At 71.2% G+C, this 17,943-nt stretch carries 18 protein-coding genes; 2 read left to right on the forward strand and 16 right to left on the reverse strand.

What is annotated here, in order from left to right; all coding sequences use genetic code 11:
- The 11 genes from FXF51_RS28065 to FXF51_RS28115 all read right to left on the reverse strand — a co-directional run.
- A partial coding sequence (locus FXF51_RS28065; RefSeq protein WP_148437679.1) for an ABC transporter ATP-binding protein occupies nucleotides 1-869 on the reverse strand: 869 nt, incomplete at its 3' end.
- Nucleotide 870: 1 nt separating this feature from the next.
- Nucleotides 871-1,674, reverse strand: coding sequence for an ABC transporter permease (locus tag FXF51_RS28070; protein WP_148437680.1), 804 nt, complete (start codon nucleotides 1,672-1,674; stop codon nucleotides 871-873).
- Nucleotides 1,671-2,585 carry an ABC transporter permease gene (locus tag FXF51_RS28075; protein WP_262379889.1) on the reverse strand — a complete coding sequence of 305 codons (915 nt, stop codon included), beginning with the start codon at nucleotides 2,583-2,585 and terminating at the stop codon, nucleotides 1,671-1,673. The genes FXF51_RS28070 and FXF51_RS28075 overlap by 4 nt, the downstream gene beginning before the upstream one ends.
- Complete coding sequence (locus FXF51_RS28080; protein WP_148437682.1) at nucleotides 2,582-4,408, reverse strand: alpha/beta hydrolase family protein; 1,827 nt, start codon at nucleotides 4,406-4,408, stop codon at nucleotides 2,582-2,584. The genes FXF51_RS28075 and FXF51_RS28080 overlap by 4 nt, the downstream gene beginning before the upstream one ends.
- Nucleotides 4,405-6,021 (reverse strand): ABC transporter substrate-binding protein, encoded by a 1,617-nt coding sequence (locus FXF51_RS28085; protein ID WP_148437683.1) that lies wholly within the window; start codon nucleotides 6,019-6,021, stop codon nucleotides 4,405-4,407. Before FXF51_RS28085 ends, FXF51_RS28080 begins: the two co-directional genes overlap by 4 nt.
- Before the next feature lie 130 nt (nucleotides 6,022-6,151).
- Nucleotides 6,152-6,631, reverse strand: coding sequence for a GNAT family N-acetyltransferase (locus FXF51_RS28090; RefSeq protein ID WP_148437684.1), 480 nt, complete (start codon nucleotides 6,629-6,631; stop codon nucleotides 6,152-6,154).
- 137 nt (nucleotides 6,632-6,768) lie between these two features.
- Nucleotides 6,769-7,506, reverse strand: coding sequence for a 4-hydroxy-tetrahydrodipicolinate reductase (gene dapB / locus FXF51_RS28095; protein ID WP_148437685.1), 738 nt, complete (start codon nucleotides 7,504-7,506; stop codon nucleotides 6,769-6,771).
- 9 nt (nucleotides 7,507-7,515) lie between these two features.
- Complete coding sequence (locus FXF51_RS28100) at nucleotides 7,516-8,826, reverse strand: M16 family metallopeptidase (RefSeq protein WP_148437686.1); 1,311 nt, start codon at nucleotides 8,824-8,826, stop codon at nucleotides 7,516-7,518.
- The gene (locus FXF51_RS28105) at nucleotides 8,823-11,156 is read right to left on the reverse strand and encodes a polyribonucleotide nucleotidyltransferase (RefSeq protein WP_148437687.1); all 2,334 of its coding nucleotides are present in this window, start codon (nucleotides 11,154-11,156) and stop codon (nucleotides 8,823-8,825) included. Before FXF51_RS28105 ends, FXF51_RS28100 begins: the two co-directional genes overlap by 4 nt.
- Nucleotides 11,157-11,450: 294 nt before the next feature.
- Nucleotides 11,451-11,720, reverse strand: coding sequence for a 30S ribosomal protein S15 (gene rpsO, locus FXF51_RS28110; RefSeq protein WP_090945762.1), 270 nt, complete (start codon nucleotides 11,718-11,720; stop codon nucleotides 11,451-11,453).
- Between the two features lie 207 nt (nucleotides 11,721-11,927).
- Nucleotides 11,928-12,854, reverse strand: coding sequence for a bifunctional riboflavin kinase/FAD synthetase (locus tag FXF51_RS28115; protein ID WP_148437688.1), 927 nt, complete (start codon nucleotides 12,852-12,854; stop codon nucleotides 11,928-11,930).
- An 82-nt stretch (nucleotides 12,855-12,936) separates the two neighbouring features.
- Between FXF51_RS28115 and FXF51_RS28120 the strand changes: the two genes are divergently transcribed.
- Nucleotides 12,937-13,956: a TRM11 family SAM-dependent methyltransferase gene (locus tag FXF51_RS28120; protein WP_148437689.1), complete on the forward strand. Its 1,020-nt coding sequence runs from the start codon at nucleotides 12,937-12,939 to the stop codon at nucleotides 13,954-13,956.
- Nucleotides 13,957-13,972: 16 nt separating this feature from the next.
- On the opposite strand, the gene FXF51_RS28125 is transcribed toward FXF51_RS28120, so the two are convergent.
- Entirely contained in the window at nucleotides 13,973-14,179 is a 207-nt protein-coding gene (locus tag FXF51_RS28125) for a DUF397 domain-containing protein (RefSeq protein ID WP_148437690.1), read from the reverse strand.
- 84 nt (nucleotides 14,180-14,263) lie between these two features.
- Nucleotides 14,264-15,133, reverse strand: coding sequence for a helix-turn-helix domain-containing protein (locus FXF51_RS28130; protein WP_148437691.1), 870 nt, complete (start codon nucleotides 15,131-15,133; stop codon nucleotides 14,264-14,266).
- A gap of 168 nt (nucleotides 15,134-15,301) precedes the next feature.
- Here FXF51_RS28130 and FXF51_RS28135 point away from each other — a divergent pair, with 168 nt between their 5' ends.
- Nucleotides 15,302-15,490, forward strand: a complete 189-nt coding sequence (locus FXF51_RS28135) for a hypothetical protein (RefSeq protein WP_148437692.1) — start codon at nucleotides 15,302-15,304, stop codon at nucleotides 15,488-15,490.
- 55 nt (nucleotides 15,491-15,545) lie between these two features.
- Here FXF51_RS28135 and truB read toward each other — a convergent pair whose 3' ends face one another.
- From truB to rbfA, 3 genes are read right to left on the reverse strand one after another with little or no spacing between them, the layout of a single operon-like run.
- A complete protein-coding gene (truB, locus tag FXF51_RS28140) occupies nucleotides 15,546-16,418 on the reverse strand; it encodes a tRNA pseudouridine(55) synthase TruB (protein ID WP_148437693.1) in 873 nt (290 codons plus the stop codon).
- Nucleotides 16,419-17,462 (reverse strand): DHH family phosphoesterase, encoded by a 1,044-nt coding sequence (locus FXF51_RS28145; RefSeq protein WP_148437694.1) that lies wholly within the window; start codon nucleotides 17,460-17,462, stop codon nucleotides 16,419-16,421.
- Nucleotides 17,459-17,917, reverse strand: coding sequence for a 30S ribosome-binding factor RbfA (gene rbfA / locus FXF51_RS28150; RefSeq protein WP_148437695.1), 459 nt, complete (start codon nucleotides 17,915-17,917; stop codon nucleotides 17,459-17,461). Before rbfA ends, FXF51_RS28145 begins: the two co-directional genes overlap by 4 nt.
- Between the last annotated feature and the right edge of the window lie 26 nt (nucleotides 17,918-17,943).

Consider the following 17,943-nt stretch of genomic DNA (forward strand, 5'->3'; position numbering starts at 1 on the left):
TCGGGGGTCGCTGTCCAGCAGGCGTCGATCGCGTGCGCGCACCGGTCGGCGAACCCGCACCGCCCCGCCACCGCGTCGTGCGCCGGCACGGACCCCGGCACCGAGGGCAGCACCGCCAGGCGCCGGTCGGCGGGCGGCTCGGCGGCCAGCAGCGCCCGCGTGTACGGGTGCCGCGGCCGGGCCCGCAGCTCCGCCGCCGTGCCGTCCTCCACCACCCGCCCCGCGTACATCACCACGACCCGGTCGCACATCGAGAACGCCACCCGCAGATCGTGCGTGATCAGCAGGAACGTCATGTCCCTGTCCCGCTGCACGCGCCGGATGAGCGCCAGCACCTCGCGCTGGGTGGTGGCGTCCAGCGCGGTGGTGGGCTCGTCGGCGACGAGGACGCGGGGCCCGGCCGCGAGCGCCGCCGCGAGCCCGACGCGCTGCCGCATGCCGCCGGAGAGCTGGAACGGGTACCGCTCCGCCACCTCGGCCCCGAGCCCGACTTCGGCGAGCAGCCTGGTCACCTCGGCCGTGCGGCCGGCCCCGCGCGGCAGGCCGTCGGCGATCTGCCTGCCCGCCTTGCGCAGCGGGTTGAGCAGCGTGAACGGGTCCTGCATGAGGAGGGACACGGTGCCGCCGCGCAGCCCGCGCAGGGTCCGGGGGTCGTCGTCCACGCGGTGGCCGTCCACGCGTACCTCGCCGGACGACTCCAGCCCGGCGGGCAGCAGCCCGAGCAGCGCCCGGACGGTCAGCGACTTGCCCGAGCCGGACTCGCCCACGATGGCCACCGACTCCCCCGGCGCGGCCTCGAAGGACACGCCGGACAGCAGGGTGCGCCCGGTCGCGGGCTGCCGGACGGTCAGGCCGTTGGCGCTCAGCATGTCAGCGTGCCCTTCCGCGCCGCTCGACGCGCTCGTGCAGCCAGTCGCCCACGACGTTGAGCGCGACGGCGGTGGCGATCACGGCCAGGCCGGGGGCGATGACGGCCCACGGGTTGGCCAGCAGTTGTGTGCGGTTGTCGGCCAGCGTCCGCCCCCAGTCCGGCGACCCGGCGGGCACGCCGAGGCCGAGGAACGACAGGGAGGCCAGCGAGACCAGCGCGTACGCGAAGTTCACGAACGCTCCGGCGAGGCTGACGGAGGCGATGTTGGGCCAGATGTGCCTGGTCATGATCCGCCAGGAGGAGAGGTTCTTGAGCAGGGCGGCCTCGACGTAGGGGCGGTGGCGCTGCTCCAGGACGGCGCCGCGCACGGCCCGCGTGTCCGTGGGCGCGAACAGCACCACCAGGACGGCGACGGCCAGCGCGTACCCGCCGCCGAGCACGCCCGCCACGACGATCGCGACGAGCAGCGCGGGCAGCGAGAACATCAGGTCGGCCCAGCGCATGGCCAGGGTGTCGACCCAGCCGCCGAAGTATCCGGCGGCGAGCCCGACGAGGTTCCCGATGAGCATCGAGCCGGCGGCCACGGCGAGCGCGCCCGGAACGGCGGTGCGGGCCCCGGCGACGAGCAGTTGCAGCACGTCGCGGCCGAGGTCGTCGGTGCCGAGCGGGTGCCCGGGGCCCGGCCCGGTGATGCCGGTCATGAGGTCCTGGGCGGTGGCGCCGGGCACGATCCAGGGCGAGAACGCCGCCGCGACGCCGACGATCGCGAGCACGGCCAGCGCGGCGTACGGTGGCCATCTCATAGCCGTACCCGGGGATCGACGAGCGAGTAGCCGACGTCCACCAGCAGGTTGACGGCGGCGATGAGCAGGGTGAGCAGCAGCGCGAGCGCCTGCACGACGGGCACGTCCTTGAACGTCACCGAGTCGACCAGCAGCGACCCCATGCCCGGCAGCGCGAACGTGACCTCCACCAGCACGGTCCCGGCCAGCATCCCGGTCACGACCAGCCCGGTGGCGGTGAGCACGGGCACCAGCGAGTTGCGGGCGGCGTAGTAGAGCACGAGCGGCCCGCTGAGGCCTCGGGCGCGGGCGAAGACGACGTAGTCCTGCTCCAGCTCGCGCACCAGCGCGGCCCTGCTGAACCTGACGAGCATGCCCACCGCGCCGGCCGCCAGCGCGGCGGCGGGCAGCGTGAGGTGCCACAGCCCGCCGGTGCCGTAGACGGGGAACCAGCCGAGCCACAGCGCGAACACCACGAGCAGCAGCAGCCCGACCGCGAACGGCGGCGCGCTCAGCCCGACGACGCCGGCGGTGACGGCGAGCCGGTCGGCGATCCGGCCGCGCCGCAGCGCCCCGAGCACGCCGAGCGGCAGCCCGGCCAGCGCGGCCAGCAGGGTGCCGTAGCCGACCAGGCCGAGCGTGAGCGGCAGCCGCTGGCCCAGCATGTCGGTGACGGGCGCGCCGGTCCTGATGGAGGTGCCCAGGTCGCCGCCGAGCACGCCGCCGAGCCAGCGCAGGTACTGGACGGCGACGGGGTCGTCGAGGTGGTAGCGGGCCTGGATGGCGGCGATGGTCTCGGCGGTGGCGGGGCGGGTGCCGAGCAGGGTCTGCTGGATGGATCCCGGAGCGAGGTACAGCAGGCAGAACACGCCGATCGACAGCAGCAGCACGACGACGGCGGTGCCCGCGAGCCTGCGCAGCAGGAACCTCACGACACCCCCAGCCAGTGGATCACCCGCCGCGCGGCGTCGGCCCGGTGCGCGGGCTCGACGAGCTCGTGCCCCTCCCGAGGGTAGACGACCAGCTCAGTGCGTACGCCGGCGGCGGACCAGGCGCGGTAGAGCTGTTCCGCCTGGCCGAGCGGGGTGGTCCTGTCCTGGTCGCCGTGCAGGATGAGGGTCGGCGTGGCGGCCTGGCCGGCGTGGTAGACCGGTGAGCGGGCGGCCAGGGCCTCCCTGCCCTCGGGCGTCGCGGGGTCGGCGCCCGCGTGGTAGAGCGGGTCGAAGCCGCCCGCCAGGTTGCTGGCGGTGGCGAAGCTCAGCCAGTCGCTCACGCCCGACATGACGACGGCGGCGCGGAAGCGGTCGGTGCGGGTGACGGCCCAGGCGGTCAGGAACCCGCCGTAGCTGAGGCCCATGATCGACAGGTGTGCGGGGTCGGCGACGCCGGTCGCGACCAGGTGGTCCACTCCCCGCAGGACGTCGGTGAGGTCGGCGTCGCCGACCAGGCCGATGACGGCCCGCGCGTACGCCTGGCCGCGCCCGCTGCTGCCGCGCGGGTTGGGCAGCAGCACGGTGGCGCCCGCGTGCGCGAGCGGCAGGGCGAGCTGGTTGGACTCGGCGGGCGCGAACGAGCTGGACCACAGCCAGGTGGGGCCGCCGTGCGCGATGACCACCAGCGGTCCCGTACGGTTCGGGTCTGCGCGCAGGAGGAGGCCGGAGACGGGCAGGCCGTCGTGTCCCGACCAGGTGATCTCCTCCTGATGCACGGCCAGCGGCGCCAGTTCGGTGTTGAGCGTGGTGATGGGGCGCCAGTCGCCGGCGTCCAGCGAGGCGACGGCGATCTCGGGCGGCTGCCCGGCCGTCTCCCAGGTGGCGGCGGCCAGCCGTCCCGCGACGGACAGCGAGGGCTGGCCGTCGCGCCCGCCCAGCGTGCCCCACGCGGTCCAGCGGCTCGTCACGCGGCCGTCCTCGATGACGCCGCCGTGCACGCCGGTGCCCGACCAGCCGGTGAACCACAGGGTGCGCTCGTCCAGCCAGCCCAGGTCGGTGACGTCGTCCAGGTCGGGGATCGGGCGGACGTCGCCCGTCACGAGGTCGGCGTGCATGACGCGGCCGGAGACGATGGACAGGCCCTCGACCACGACCGCGGCCCCGCCGCCGGGCGCGAGGCGGGGGCGGCTGAGCTGCCAGGGGGTCTGGTAGAGCGATCTGACCTCGCCGGTGCGAGCGTCGGCGAGGTCGAGACGGGGGCGGTAGAAGCCGGCGGGGGTCTCGTCGGCGGAGGTGACGGCGAGCGCGCGGCCGTCGCGCCAGTCGGCGTCCCACACGGTCAGGCCGGGCAGCGCGATCTCCCGGAGCCGGTCGTCGCCGACGTGCGTCCAGGACAGGCGGCGCAGGCGGCCGCCGGGGGTCCTGACGAAGGGGTCACTGGGGTCGTGCACGCGCAGGCCGAGGTGGCTGCCGTCGCGTTCGCTGCCGTAGTCGGCGTGGCGGATGAGCAGCGTGCCGTCGGACGCCGGGATCAGGTCCTCGATCTCGCCGTCCACCTCGGCGCGCCAGACGGGCCGCAGGTCGGCGTCCAGCACCCGCACCTCGTTCGACCCGGACGCGAGCAGCAGCCGCCCGTCGGGCGACCATCGGGTCAGGGCGTGCTCGCCGCCCTCGACCGCTGTGAGCGTGCCGTCCAGGGCGGCCACGTGCGCCACGCCCTCGATCACGCAGGCCACGCGATCGCCGTCCGGATGCAGCGCCACGGACTCGGGGTACCGCAGCCCGGCCAGCGCCGCGTGCACCTCCAGGGGGTCGCGCGTCATCGGGTGGTGGTCTTCGCGGCCCACGGGCCGACGAAGAAGTAGGGCCCGAAGCCGTCGGCGGTGACGGCCTTGCCGAACGCGGTGGCCGCCTCGCCCCACCACAGCGGCTGGTACGGCACGTCGGCCGCCGCCTTGACCAGGGCCTGGCCCAGCAGCTCGCCCCTGGCGGCCTCGTCGGTGCTCGCCTTCGCCTCGTCGAGCAGCCGGGTGACCTCGGCGTTGTCGTACTCGGCGATGTTCGTGCCGTTCTCGCCGGTGGCGCCGCCGTGCAGGAGTTGCTGGGTGTACTCGGCGGGGTCGCCGGTGGTGGCGAAGTACCAGCCCAGGTAGATCCCGGACGCGTGCTTGCCGAGGCCGGCGATCCACTGCTCCAGCGGGACCTCCTTGACCTCCAGGTTGATGCCGATGCCCTTGAGGTTCTCGGCCAGGGTGAGGGCGGCGCGGCCGAGCTGGGGGCCGCTGCCGGGGTAGGTGAGCACGTCGGAGAAGCCCTGCGGGGTGGCCGACTGCGCCAGCTCGGCCTTGGCCTCGGCCAGGTCGAAGCGGTACTGGGGGATGGCCGAGTACAGGTCGGTGACGGCGGCGGAGTCGAGCACGCCGCCCCACTGCGCCGGGTCGGGGATGGTGGCGGCGACCTTGCCGTGCCCGCGCAGGATGCTCTTGACGATGCCCTCCCTGTCGACGGCGTGCGCGACGGCCTTGCGGACGTGCACGTCGTCCCACGGCTTCTTGGCCGTGTTGAACGCGAGCGTGACGAGCGACCGGTCGCCCGCGGTCTTGACCTGCACGTCGGGGATGGCCTGCCACTGGTCGAGCTGCTCGGCGGGCACGTTGAGCGCGACGTCCACGGAGTCGCCGCGCATGGCCAGCAGCCGGGTGGACTCCTCGGGGATGAAGTCGATCCTGATCTGCGCGAACGGCGCCTTGCCGCCCCACCAGGCGTCGTTGCGCCGCAGCGTGACGTGCGAGTCGGGGGCGAACTCCGTCACCGTGTACGGCCCGGTCCCCAGCAGCTTGCCCTCCGGCGTGCCGATGCGCTCGCCGGTGGCCTCGATGAACTTCTCGCTGGTGACCAGCAGCGTGCCGGGGGAGGGCGTCCAGGCGAAGGACGCGTCGGGCTCCTTGAGCACGATCGTGACCTCGGCGTCGGCGGTGGCCTCGATGCTCTTGACGTTGGCGTAGGCATAGGCGAACGCGGTGGTGGAGCCCTTCTTGGCGTGCAGGTTCAGGCTGGCGACGACGTCGGCGGCGGTCAGCGGGGCGCCGTCGGAGAAGGTCACGCCGGAGCGGAGCTTGTAGACGTAGGTGGTCGCGTCCTTCCTGGCCCACGACTCGGCCAGGGAGGGCTGGAGGCTGCCGTCCTGCCCGACGCCGACCAGGGCCTCCTGGACGAGGAGGGCGACGACGTAGTTCATGATGCCCGCCTCCTTGGCCGCGTCGAGCGAGCCGATGGAGGACGGCAGGGCGACCCGCAGCGTGTCCAGGGTGCCGCCGCCCTGGGCGGTGGGCGTGGCGGGGTCGTCGGAGCCGCAGGCGGTCGCGAGTGCGGGGAGCGCCGCGACGAGCGCGGCGGCCCGCAGGAGTGAACGCCGTGAGAGGGGCAGTTCGGCCACCGGGGATCCTCATTTCACGCCAACCGGCAACCCGCCTAACTGCAGTGTCTACCGGAATAATCCAACTGGCTCATGAGAGTATTCGCTGGTGGCATCGCCGGTCAAACCCACCCGTCGGAGGGGAAATAGGTCAGGGAACGCGGTGCATGACGACGCGGGGTGCGACCTCGATGCCCAGGTCGCGCTCCTGCCGCACGAGGTCGCGCAACTGCGGCCCCCACTGCGCCTCCGGCATCACGAAGAAGCCGTGCCGCTCGTACCACGGCGCGTTCCAGGGCACGTCGCGGAAGGTCGTCAGCGTCACCCGGGAAGCGCCCGCGGCCCGCGCGTGGTCGAGCACGGCGGCCATCAGCCGCCCGCCGATGCCCTGGCGCATGTCGTCAGGACGCACGGCGAGCTGTTCGAGGTGCAGGTTGCCGTCCACCCAGCCGATCAGCGCGAACCCGGCCGGCGGCTCGCCCTCGACGAGCACCACGTCAGGGTCGCCGACCTCCTCGATCTGCGTCGTGCCCGGCGGGAAGACGATGCCCACCTGCTCGAAGAGCCCGTCGGCGGCCAGCTCGATCGCGACCAGTCCCGGCAGCTCGCTCTTCCTCGCCCATCGCACCATGGCGACACGATCTCATGGTTCGGGCTGATCTCGCCGCTCGTATTAGGGTTGATGATCGTAGGCCCGGCTGTGCGGAGCCGGGACCCTCTCCTCACGACGTGCCCACGCCCGAGGGTGTGGGCACGTCGTGTGCGTTCTCACAGGTCGAGCAGCGGCTCCAGGCCGACCGTGAGGCCGGGCAGCTCGCGCACCCTGCGCACGCCGAGCAGCACGCCCGGGGTGAACGCCGCCCTGCTCATCGTGTCGTGCCTGATCGTGAGGGTCTCGCCGTCGCCGCCGAGCAGCACCTCCTGGTGCGCGATCAGCCCGGACAGGCGCACCGCGTGCACGTGCACGCCGCCCACGTCGGCGCCGCGGGCGCCGTCGAGCGCGGTGCTCGTCGCGTCGGGCATCGCGGCCAGGCCCGCCTTGGCGCGGGCCTCGGACACCAGCTCCGCCGTGCGCCGGGCCGTGCCGGACGGCGCGTCGGCCTTGTTGGGGTGGTGCAGCTCCACGATCTCGACGGACTCGAAGTGACGGGCCGCCTGCTGCGCGAAGTGCATCATGAGCACGGCCGCGATGCCGAAGTTGGGCGCGATCAGGCAGCTCGTGCCCGGGTTGGCCGCCAGCCAGCCGCGCACCCTCTCCAGGCGCCCCTCGTCGAACCCCGTCGTGCCGACCACCGGATGAATGCCGTGGCCGATCATCCATTCGAGGTTGCCCATCACCACATCGGGATGGGTGAAATCGACCACCACCTCGGCGCCTTCGAGCCCCTCGATGGGGTCGTCCTTGTCGAGCGCGGCCACCAACTCCATGTCGGTGGCCGCCTCGACCGCCTTGCACACCTCGACGCCCACGCGCCCCTGGGCGCCGAGCACACCTACCCTGATCACAGGGGAACCCTATCGAACGGCGTCGGAGAAGTCCTTGTCGCCGTACGGGCCGATCACGGCCAGCGTGAGCGGCCGGTTGAGCACGTCGTACGCCACCTCGGAGATCTCGTCAGGCGTGACGGCCTCGATGCGGGCCAGCACCTCGTCCACCGACATGAGCTCGTCGTAGACCAGCTCGTTCTTGCCGATGCGGGACATGCGCGAGCCGGTGTCCTCCAGGCCCAGCACGAGCCCGCCGCGCATCTGCCCCTTGCCGCGCATGATCTCGTCGGCGCTCAGCCCTTCGGCCACCACCCTGGACACCTCGTCCCGGCAGATCTTGAGCACGTCGTCGATCTTCGACGGCAGGCAGCCCACGTAGATGCCGAACTGCCCGGTGTCGGCGTAGGCCGAGGTGTAGCTGTAGGCCGAGTAGGCCAGGCCGCGCTTCTCCCTGATCTCCTGGAAGAGCCTGGACGACATGCCGCCGCCCAGCGCCGCATTGAGCACGCCGAGCGCGAACCTGCGGTCGTCGGTACGGGCCAGGCCGGTCGTGCCGAGCACCAGGTTGGCCTGCTCGGTCGGCCGGTCGAGCACCGTGACGCCGGAACGCGTCGCGGCGCCGGGGCCGCTGGTGCGCGGCGGCGCGAACTCGGCGGGGCCGCTCAGCACGCCCGCCCGTTCGTACGCCCTGGTCACCAGCTCGACGACCTCTTCATGCCGGACGTTGCCCGCGACGGACACGACCGTGGTGCGAGGCCGGTAGTAAGACCGGTAGTACTCGGCGATCCGCTCCCGCGCCAGGGCGTTGATCGAGTCGACCGTGCCCAGGATGGGCCGGCCGATCGGCGAGTCGCCGTACAGCGCCGCCGCGAACTGCTCGTGCACCACGTCCGACGGGTCGTCGTCGTGCATGGCGATCTCTTCCAGGATCACGCCCCGCTCGGACTCGACGTCCTGCTCGGTCACCAGCGAGCTGGTCACGACGTCGGCGAGGACGTCCACCGCGATCGGCAGGTCCTCGTCGAGGACCCGCGCGTAGTAGCAGGTGTACTCCTTGGCGGTGAAGGCGTTGATCTCACCGCCGATGCCCTCGATCGAGGCGGAGATCTCCATCGCGTCGCGTGTGGGCGTGCCCTTGAACAGCAGGTGTTCGAGGAAATGGGTGGCCCCCATGTGCTCGGGGGCCTCGTCACGCGAGCCGATGCCGACCCACATGCCGACCGCGACGCTTCGCACGGTCGGCATGGTCTCGGTCACCACGCGCAGCCCACCCGGGAGGACGGTGCGCCTTACCACCCCGGCTCCGTCCTTGCCGGGGTGCAGCGTGGTCGTCGTCACGAGTTCCGGTCGTCTCCCTCGGCGGAGCCGCGGGTGCGCACGCGGGTGCGGGTACGGCGGGGCCGATCGCCCTTGTCCTCGCCGGCGGGGGCGGCGGACTCCGGCTGGTCGGCGGACTCGTCCGGAGCCGCGTCGCCGGAAGCGGCCTTCTCGGCGGCCTCCTTCTCGATGACCTCGACCGGCACCAGCGAGAGCTTGCCGCGGCCGTCGATCTCGGCGATCTCGACCTGGATCTTCTCGCCGACGCTCATGACGTCCTCGACGTTCTCGATCCGCTTGCCGCCGTGCAGCTTGCGGATCTGGGAGACGTGCAGCAGGCCGTCCTTGCCGGGCATCAGCGAGATGAACGCGCCGAAGGCGGCGATCTTGACGACCGTGCCCAGGTAACGCTCGCCGACCTCCGGCATGTGCGGGTTGGCGATCGCGTTGATCGCCGAACGGGCGGCCTCGGCGGAGGGCCCGTCGGTGGCGCCGATGTAGATCGTGCCGTCGTCCTCGATGGTGATCTCGGCGCCCGTGTCGTCCTGGATCTGGTTGATCATCTTGCCCTTGGGGCCGATGACCTCGCCGATCTTGTCGACGGGGACCTTGATGGTGATGATGCGCGGCGCCGTCGGGTTCATCTCCGCCGGGGAGTCGATGGCCTCCTGCATCACGTCGAGGATCGCCAGGCGGGCGCCCTTGGCCTGCTTGAGCGCGGCGGCCAGCACGCTGGCGGGGATGCCGTCGAGCTTGGTGTCGAGCTGCAGGGCGGTGATGACGTCCTTGGTGCCGGCGACCTTGAAGTCCATGTCGCCCATGGCGTCCTCGGCGCCGAGGATGTCGGTCAGGGTGACGTAGCTGTCGCCCTCGCCGATCAGGCCCATCGCGATGCCCGCGACCATCTCCTTGAGCGGCACACCGGCGTCGAGCAGCGCCATCGTGGAGGCGCAGACCGAGCCCATCGAGGTGGAGCCGTTGGAGCCGAGGGCCTCGGAGACCTGCCGGATCGCGTAGGGGAACTCCTCACGCGTGGGCAGCACCGGGATCAGCGCCCGCTCGGCCAGCGCGCCGTGACCGATCTCGCGGCGCTTGGGCGAGCCCACCCGGCCGGTCTCACCGGTGGAGTAGGGCGGGAAGTTGTAGTTGTGCATGTAGCGCTTGGTCCGCTCGGGGTTGAGCGTGTCGATGACCTGCTCCATGCGCAGCATGTTCAGCGTGGTGATGCCCATGATCTGGGTCTCGCCGCGCTCGAACAGCGCCGAGCCGTGCACCCGGGGCACCACGTGGACCTCGGCCGACAGGGCGCGGATGTCCTTGGTGCCGCGGCCGTCGATGCGGATGCCCTCGTTGACGACCCGCGCGCGCATGAGCTTCTTCATGACCGAGCGGAACGCGGCGGAGATCTCCTTCTCGCGGCCCTCGAACTCGGGCAGGAGCTTCTCGGCGGCCAGCGCCTTGACCTTCTCCAGCTCGTTCTCGCGCTCCTGCTTGCCGGCGATGGTCAGCGCGGCGGCCAGCTCCGTCTTGATCGCGGCCTCGACGGCGGCGTAGACGTCCTCCTGGTATTCGAGGAAGACCGGGTACTCGGCCGTCTCCTTGGCCGCGACCCGCGCGATGCGCGACTGCGCCTCGCACAGCACCTTGATGAACGGCTTGGCGGCGTCGAGGCCCTGCGCGACCGTCTCCTCGGTGGGCGCGACGGCGCCCTCGGCGACCAGCTTCAGCGTGTCCTTGGTGGACTCGGCCTCGACCATCATGATCGCGACGTCGCCGTCCTCCAGAACCCGCCCGGCGACGACCATGTCGAACGTGGCGCGCTCCAGCTCGGGGTGCGTCGGGAAGGCCACCCACTGGCCGTCGATCAGCGCCACCCGCACGCCGCCGATCGGGCCCGAGAAGGGCAGCCCGGCGAGCTGGGTGGACAGCGACGCGGCGTTGATCGCGACCACGTCGTAGAGGTGGTCGGGGTTGAGCGCCATCACCGTGGCGACGACCTGGACCTCGTTGCGCAGGCCCTTGACGAACGACGGGCGCAGCGGCCGGTCGATCAGGCGGCAGGTGAGGATGGCGTCCTCGGAGGGACGGCCCTCACGGCGGAAGAACGAGCCGGGGATGCGGCCCGCGGCGTACATGCGCTCCTCGACGTCCACCGTCAGCGGGAAGAAGTCGAACTGGTCCTTCGGCGTCTTCGAGGCGGTGGTCGCCGAGAGCACCATCGTGTCGTTGTCGAGATAGGCGACGGCGGAGCCCGCCGCCTGGCGCGCGAGACGACCGGTCTCGAACCGGATCGTACGCGTGCCGAATGAGCCGTTGTCTATGACGGCTTCAGCAGTGTGGACACCCTCCACGGGGGACCTCCTTGTGGTCGGTCACCCGCGCCCTCTTCTCACCGGCACCCTCGTTAGGTGCAGCGCCGGTCTTCGATCGAAGCGCCCGGTCAAGTGCGTTCTTACCGGAAGCCACTACCGAGGACCGGCCCGCAGGCGTCGCGGGTCGCATGGTGCTGAACGGACGCGGGGGCTGTGTCTCGGATCTTCAGTTGTACGTCAGGCGCGGGGGCGATTCACGCCGCCACGCGTCCGACCGTATGGGGTCCTACCCCATATGAGAAGGGAGCGGCGCGGACGCCGCTCCCTTTCATGCTATCGGCGCAGACCGAGTCGCTCGATGAGCGAACGGTAGCGCTGGATGTCGACCTTCTGCAGGTACTTCAGCAGGCGGCGCCGGCGACCCACGAGCAGCAGCAGACCACGACGGCTGTGGTGGTCGTGCTTGTGCGTCTTCAGGTGCTCGGTCAGCTCGCTGATGCGCTTGCTGAGCAGCGCGATCTGCACCTCGGGCGAACCGGTGTCGCCTTCGGCCGTCGCGTACTCACTGATGATGGTCTTCTTGGCAGCGGTGTCGAGGGACACGGCTCTCCTTCAATCTACGGACACGCGCGAATGAGATGGAAGCGCGAACGACCGTGCGTGCCTACAGTCGCCGCGTGAAGGCCTTCATGGGCAGCGCGCAGCGCCACCGCTACAGAGCCGACATGCAAGGTTACCACCTCATGTCCGGTGCACGGACTCACGCGGAACGGGCCCCCTCACGCTCGAAGTGGGGTCGCCCGCCCGCTCTCAGCGCGTGACCCGGCGGGTGGCGTCCACGTCGGCGTGGATCTGGGCGATCAGCGCGTCGATGGACTCGAACCGCGTGTTCCCGCGCAGCCGCGCCGCGAACTCCACCGCCACGTGCACCCCGTACAGCTCCAGGTCGTCCCGGTCCAGCGCGTACGCCTCGACCGTGCGCGGCACCCCCTCGAACGTCGGGTTCGTGCCCACCGAGATCGCGGCCGGCCAGCGCTCACCCGCGTACACGGCGGGCAGGTTGGCCACCGGCACGCACTCCATCCAGCCCGCGTAGACGCCGTCGGCCGGGATCGCGGTGTACTGCGGGGTCTCGACGTTCGCGGTGGGAAAGCCGAGCTGGCGACCGCGCTGGTAGCCGCGGACGACCACGCCCTCCACCCGGTGCGGCCGGCCGAGCCACTCCCTGGCCCGCGCCACGTCGCCGTCCACGAGCAGGTCACGGATCGAGCTGGAGGAGACGCCGTCGAGGAGGGGCACGGCCTCCACCTCGAAGCCGTACATCTCGCCCAGCGTCCGCAAAGTCTCGACATCGCCCTTGGCGCCCTGCCCGAACGCGAAGTTCTCCCCCACCACCACGACCGCCGCCCGCAACCGCTCGGCCAGCACGCTCTGCGCGAACTCCTCCGGCGGCGTGCGCGACAGCCCCAGCGTGAACTCCAGCACCTCGACCCCGTCCACGCCCAGCTCTACCAGCAGCTCGCTCCTGCGCCGCGCGTTGCTCAGCCGGAACGGATGCGACCCCGGCCGCACCACCTCCTCCGGATGCGGCTCGAACGTCACGGCCACACTCCGCAGCCCGCGCTCCCTGGCGACGGCGACCGTGCGCTCGACCACCCGCTGGTGCCCGCGGTGGACCCCGTCGTACACGCCGATGGTGACGACAGACCTTTCCGAACCCTGCACGCTAGGCCCCATTCGCTCGTCCCCGGATCAACCCGTACAAGCCTGCCATGCGCCGCGCCCTTCCCTCCAATCGAGGGGGTTATCATCGGGCATCATGCCTCGTTACGCGCTTCTGATCCTGCCTGCCTTCAACCGGGTCTACGGCGAGAGCTCCGTCCGGCTGACCCTCGCCGAGCTGGCCGTCTTCAGCTCGCGCGCCCTCGAAGGCGAGGTGCTCGACAGCGCGGAGGCACGGATCGGCGGCGTTCCGTACGTGGTGTTCGAGACCGCGCGCCCGCTGAGCGAGCGCGACGTGCGCCTGCTGTCCAACCTGTCGTCCGTCTACGCGGTGTTCGGCGTCGAGGGCGACCTGCTCAGACCCCTTACCATGAGCCCGCGCGACCGGCTGAGCAGCGATCTGCTCACCATCCAGAAGTACGCCGGCAAGACCAACGAGCACTTCACCAAGCTGCTCCTCAACGTCACCGCGCTGGCGGGCGACAAGGGCCTGAGCGACGGGCTGCAGGTCTTCGACCCGCTCTGCGGCCGCGGCACCACCCTCAACCAGGCGCTCATGTACGGCTACGACGCCTACGGCATCGACGTGGACGGCAAGGACTTCGAGGCCTACAGCGGCTTCATCAAGACCTGGCTGCGCAACAAGCGACTCAAGCACACCGCCGAGACCGTGCCGGTGCGCCGCGACCGGGCGCTGGCCGGGCGGCGGCTCAACATCGCCTTCGGCCTGTCGAAGGAGGCCGTCAAGGCGGGCGACGTCCAGCACCTGGCCGTGGTGAACGCCGACACGCTGCGCAGCCGCGAGTTCTTCAAGCCCCGCTCGTTCGACCTGGTGGTGACCGACGCGCCCTACGGCGTCCAGCACGGCAGCAAGGGCGGCGCCGGGCTGTCGCGCAGCCCCCTGGAACTGCTGGCCAAGGCCGTGCCGGGCTGGGCCGAGCTGCTGCGGCCCGGCGGGGCGATGGGGATCGCCTGGAACACCTACGGCGGCAAGAGCGCGGAGCTGGGCAGGATCCTCGCGGAGGCGGGGCTGGAGGTGCTGGAATACCCGGACTTCGAGCACTGGGTGGACCAGGCGATCGTGCGCGACGTCATCGTGGCCCGCAAGCCCGCCTAGCGAGCTTGGCCCGAGGTCATTCGGGCAGGCTGAACTGGTCGCGCCGCACCGCGTCCACGAAGACCGTCCACTCCTCACGACTGAAGTCGAGGACCGGACCGTCGCCGCCGTCCTTGCTGTCCCTGACCCTGACGCGGCCGTCACCGATCGCCACTTCAACGCAGTTGCCGCTGTTGCATGCTCGTTGCCAAGCGGGCTGGTGGCTCGAGAAATCGCCGGTCATGATGCTCCCCTGTAGTCATTCAATTACTCTTCGTGACAGCATACTCGGCGCCCCTACCACTAGGGGCGAAGCAGGGGAATCTCATCAGAGCCTTGATCCGGCAAAGCTTCCTTTAATCTCGTCAATGAGCGCGATCGAGGCGGCGGGCGGCAGCGCGGTACTCTTCAGCCGGTCGATCGCGGTCCGGTAGAGGGCCACCGTCGTCGGCTTCTCCAGGTACTCCACCGCGTCCATGGTCTCGACGAAAACGATGGGGGTCGGCATCGGCTCGGGGAGCTCGTAGAGCATGAAAGGGCCGTCCATGCCCGTATAAGCGCCGCGGCAGAACGGCATGACCTGCAGCGTCACCCGGCCCTCTGCCGCCACCCACAGCAAGTGATCGAGCTGCCGGCGCATGATGCGTGAGCCGCCCACCTCCCGGCGCAGCGCGGCCTCGTCCACGATGACGCAGTACGGCAGCGGAGGCTCCTCCCACAGCCGCGCCTGGCGCTTCTTCCGGGCCTGCACCCGCCGTTCGAGCATCTCCATGGCCAGCCCCGGCAGGGTTCCCCGGATGAGCGAACGGGCGTACTCCTCGACCTGCAGCAGTCCGGGAAGGTAGGAGATCTGCAGCTCTGTGATCCCAAAGGCGGCTGCCTCGATGTCCATGTGGGTGTACATCGCGGCGTGGCCGAGATCTCCGAACTCCTGCCTGAGCCCCTGATAACGCGACTCCGACGCCAAGGCGATCAGCTTGCTCACCACGCGCTCGTCGTCCACACCGTAGATCTCGCTGAGATCCCGGATGTCGCGCGGGCTGGCACCACGCTGCCCGTTCTCCATCCGGCTGATCTTTGTCGGGCTTGCCGGCAGCCTGCCTGCGACCTCTTCGATCGTCATTCCGGCTTCCTGCCGCATCTTGCGTAACTGAACCGCAAGCTGACGTCTGCGCAGCGTCAGGTTCGATGTGGGCACATGTCACCCCGAGGATCGGCGATGCCCCCCTTATCCCCGGTCTTCCGGCCGAAGATGCCGGGCACCGCCAAGTGGCAATTGCCAAAAGCCCTCCGCCACCTTTACGCGCGGCGCCCGGCGGTGACACTCCTCCTGCGACTCACCTACCGGAAAGGGTGATACACCACCATGAACACACAGCGGTCATCACCGGCGTCCCGGGCTCCACAGCCGGTGATCGTCATCGTTCTCGTGCTGGTCATCGGGTTCCACGCCGGATACAGCCCCGGCCAGCTACGGGAGATCGTCTCCATCGTCCTCGTCGCGCTCATCGCACTCGTCGCGGCACGGGCGGCGCGTCTGCAGGCAGCCGACTAGACGCACGCTCACTCGCCTCGACAGAGCCGTCGGACGAGTGACGCGCCCGCACCCGCTACCCGACGAACACCGCGAGGGGCTTGGCCACCCGGCCCTGCTCCTCGACCAGCGCCAGCAGCTCGCCCTCCGGCCCGAAGACCCCGATCGGCCCCTTGCCGAGCCCCACGGAGGGCAGCCGCCCGCCGTGCCCGATGACGCGTGCCTCGTCGGCCGTGACGTCGCGGCGCGGGAACGCCGCCGCCACCGCCTCGCCGATGGGCAGGATCACGCACTCTCCCGCGAGCTGCTCGATGCTCCTGGCCAGCGACAGGTCGTAGGGCCCCACCCGGGTGCGCCGCAGCATCGTCAGATGGCCGCCCACGCCGAGCGCGGCGCCCAGGTCGCGGGCCAGGGAGCGGATGTAGGTGCCGCTGGAGCAGGTCACGACCGCGTCCACGTCCACGACGTCGCCGCCGTGCCTGATGTCGAGCACGTCGAACTGCCGCACCGTGACGGGCCTGGCCGCCAGCGCGACCTCCTCGCCCGCGCGGGCCTTCTTGTAGGCCCGCTCACCGTTCACCTTGATCGCGCTGACCTGCGGCGGGACCTGCATGATCTCACCGGTGAGCGCGGCGACGCCCTTGGCGATCTCCGCCCCGGTGACGTCCGACGCCGGGGCCGTGGCGATGACCTCGCCCTCGGCGTCGTCGGTGTTGGTGCTCACGCCGAGCCGGATGGTGGTCTCGTACACCTTCTCGGTCAGCGTCAGGTGCCCCAGCAGCCTGGTCGCCTTCTCCACGCCGACCACCAGCACGCCCGTCGCCATCGGGTCGAGCGTGCCCGCGTGGCCCACCCGGCGGGTGCCCGCGATGCGCCGCATCTTGGCCACCACGTCGTGGGAGGTCCACTCCGCCGGCTTGTCGACGATGATCAGACCGCTCTCGGCCATTCAGGAAACCCTCCGCAGCTCGCGCCGGAACTTCGCCATGGTCTCCTCCACGGTCTCGTACGAGGTGTAGCCCGCCGCGTTGTGATGGCCGCCGCCGCCGAGGGCCGCGCACACCGCGGCCACGTCGACGGTGCCCTTGGACCGGGTCGAGACCTGCCAGTCGCCGTGGTCATCCTCCTTGAGCACGACCGCGACCTCGGCCTCGTCGGCGCGGCGCACGATGTCGATGATGCCTTCCAGCTCGGAGTACGGCAGCCCGTACGCGGCCCGGTCGACCCGCGACACGTACGTCCACACCAGCCGGCCCTCCAGCGTCACCCGCTCCAGCGCGTTCGCCAGCACCTTGAGGTAGCCGAACGGGGAACGGTCCCACAGCTCGCGGGCGATCTCGTCGGTGCGTAGCCCGGTCGCCACCAGCCTGGCCGCCATCTGGTGCACGGCGGGCGTGGTCGAGGAGTAGCGGAACGACCCGGTGTCGGTCACCAGCCCCGCGTACAGGCAGGTGGCGATGTCACGGTCGAGCCGGCCGCCGAGCCGGTAGACGAGCTGCTCGGCCAGCATGGCCGTGGCCGCCGCGTCGGCGTCGATGAGGTCGAGCGTGCCGAACCCGGTGTTGGACGGGTGGTGGTCGACGACGATGACCTCGCGCGCCGAGGCGGCGTTGGCGCCCAGCAGACCCACCCGCTCGAACGTCGAGCAGTCGAACACGATCATCAGGTCGGGCGCCGCCGGGTACTCCTCCGGCGGCACCAGCATCTCCTGCCCCGGCAGGAACCCCAGCAGTCTCGGCACCGCGAAGATCCGGTCACCGAACGAGGCCACCACCCGCTTGCCCATCGAGCGCAGCACGAACGCCACGGCCAGCATCGACCCGAGCGCGTCGCCGTCGGGGTTCACGTGGCAGGCCAGCGCGACCTCGTCGGCCTGGCCGATCAGCCGCAGCGCCCGATCCCACGACGACTCGGGGATCGGGCAGCCGCCCTCGCCGGGGAGCCGCCCGATGCTCGCCGGGCGGTCGGTCCTGTCGCGTACGTCGGGCGTCACGCCTGATCGTCCCTGCTCACCTCGGCGTCTTCCTCGTCGTCGGGCTTGCGGTAGGGGTCGGCCTCTCCGGCGTAGGAGGCGGCCTCGGCCTGCCGCGCCACCTCGGCGTCCCGCGCCCTGGCGGCGTTGATCAGATCGTCGAGGTGCCGCGCGCTGTCGGGCAGCGGGTCGTGCTTGAACGTCAGCGTCGGGGCGAACCGCACCCCGGTCTGGCGGCCCACCTCGGAGCGGATGATGCCCTTGGCGCTTTCGAGGGCGGCAGCGCTGTCGGCCCGCTCGGCATCGGAGCCGAACACCGTGTAGAACACCGTGGCGTCGCGCAGGTCAGCGGTGATGCGCGTGTCGGTCACGGTGACGAAGCCCAGACGCGGATCCTTGATCCGGCGCTCCAGCATCTCGGCGACGATCTGCTGGATGCGGTCGGCGAGCTTGCGTGCTCGTGCTGCATCCACCATGTTCGCTCCCCCTCACGCACGACCTG

This window comes from Nonomuraea sp. PA05 (genome assembly GCF_008086045.1).
Taxonomy (GTDB): Bacteria; Actinomycetota; Actinomycetes; order Streptosporangiales; family Streptosporangiaceae; genus Nonomuraea; species Nonomuraea monospora.

Coding starts and splice junctions, on each gene's coding strand:
- FXF51_RS28115 (WP_148437688.1), bottom strand. CDS start 12,854: ATGGGGCCTAGCGTGCAGGGTTCGGAAAGGTCTGTCGTCACCATCGGC.
- FXF51_RS28070 (WP_148437680.1), bottom strand. CDS start 1,674: ATGAGATGGCCACCGTACGCCGCGCTGGCCGTGCTCGCGATCGTCGGC.
- FXF51_RS28125 (WP_148437690.1), bottom strand. CDS start 14,179: ATGACCGGCGATTTCTCGAGCCACCAGCCCGCTTGGCAACGAGCATGC.
- truB (WP_148437693.1), bottom strand. CDS start 16,418: ATGGCCGAGAGCGGTCTGATCATCGTCGACAAGCCGGCGGAGTGGACC.
- FXF51_RS28090 (WP_148437684.1), bottom strand. CDS start 6,631: ATGGTGCGATGGGCGAGGAAGAGCGAGCTGCCGGGACTGGTCGCGATC.
- FXF51_RS28080 (WP_148437682.1), bottom strand. CDS start 4,408: ATGACGCGCGACCCCCTGGAGGTGCACGCGGCGCTGGCCGGGCTGCGG.
- FXF51_RS28135 (WP_148437692.1), top strand. CDS start 15,302: ATGAACACACAGCGGTCATCACCGGCGTCCCGGGCTCCACAGCCGGTG.
- FXF51_RS28120 (WP_148437689.1), top strand. CDS start 12,937: ATGCCTCGTTACGCGCTTCTGATCCTGCCTGCCTTCAACCGGGTCTAC.
- rbfA (WP_148437695.1), bottom strand. CDS start 17,917: ATGGTGGATGCAGCACGAGCACGCAAGCTCGCCGACCGCATCCAGCAG.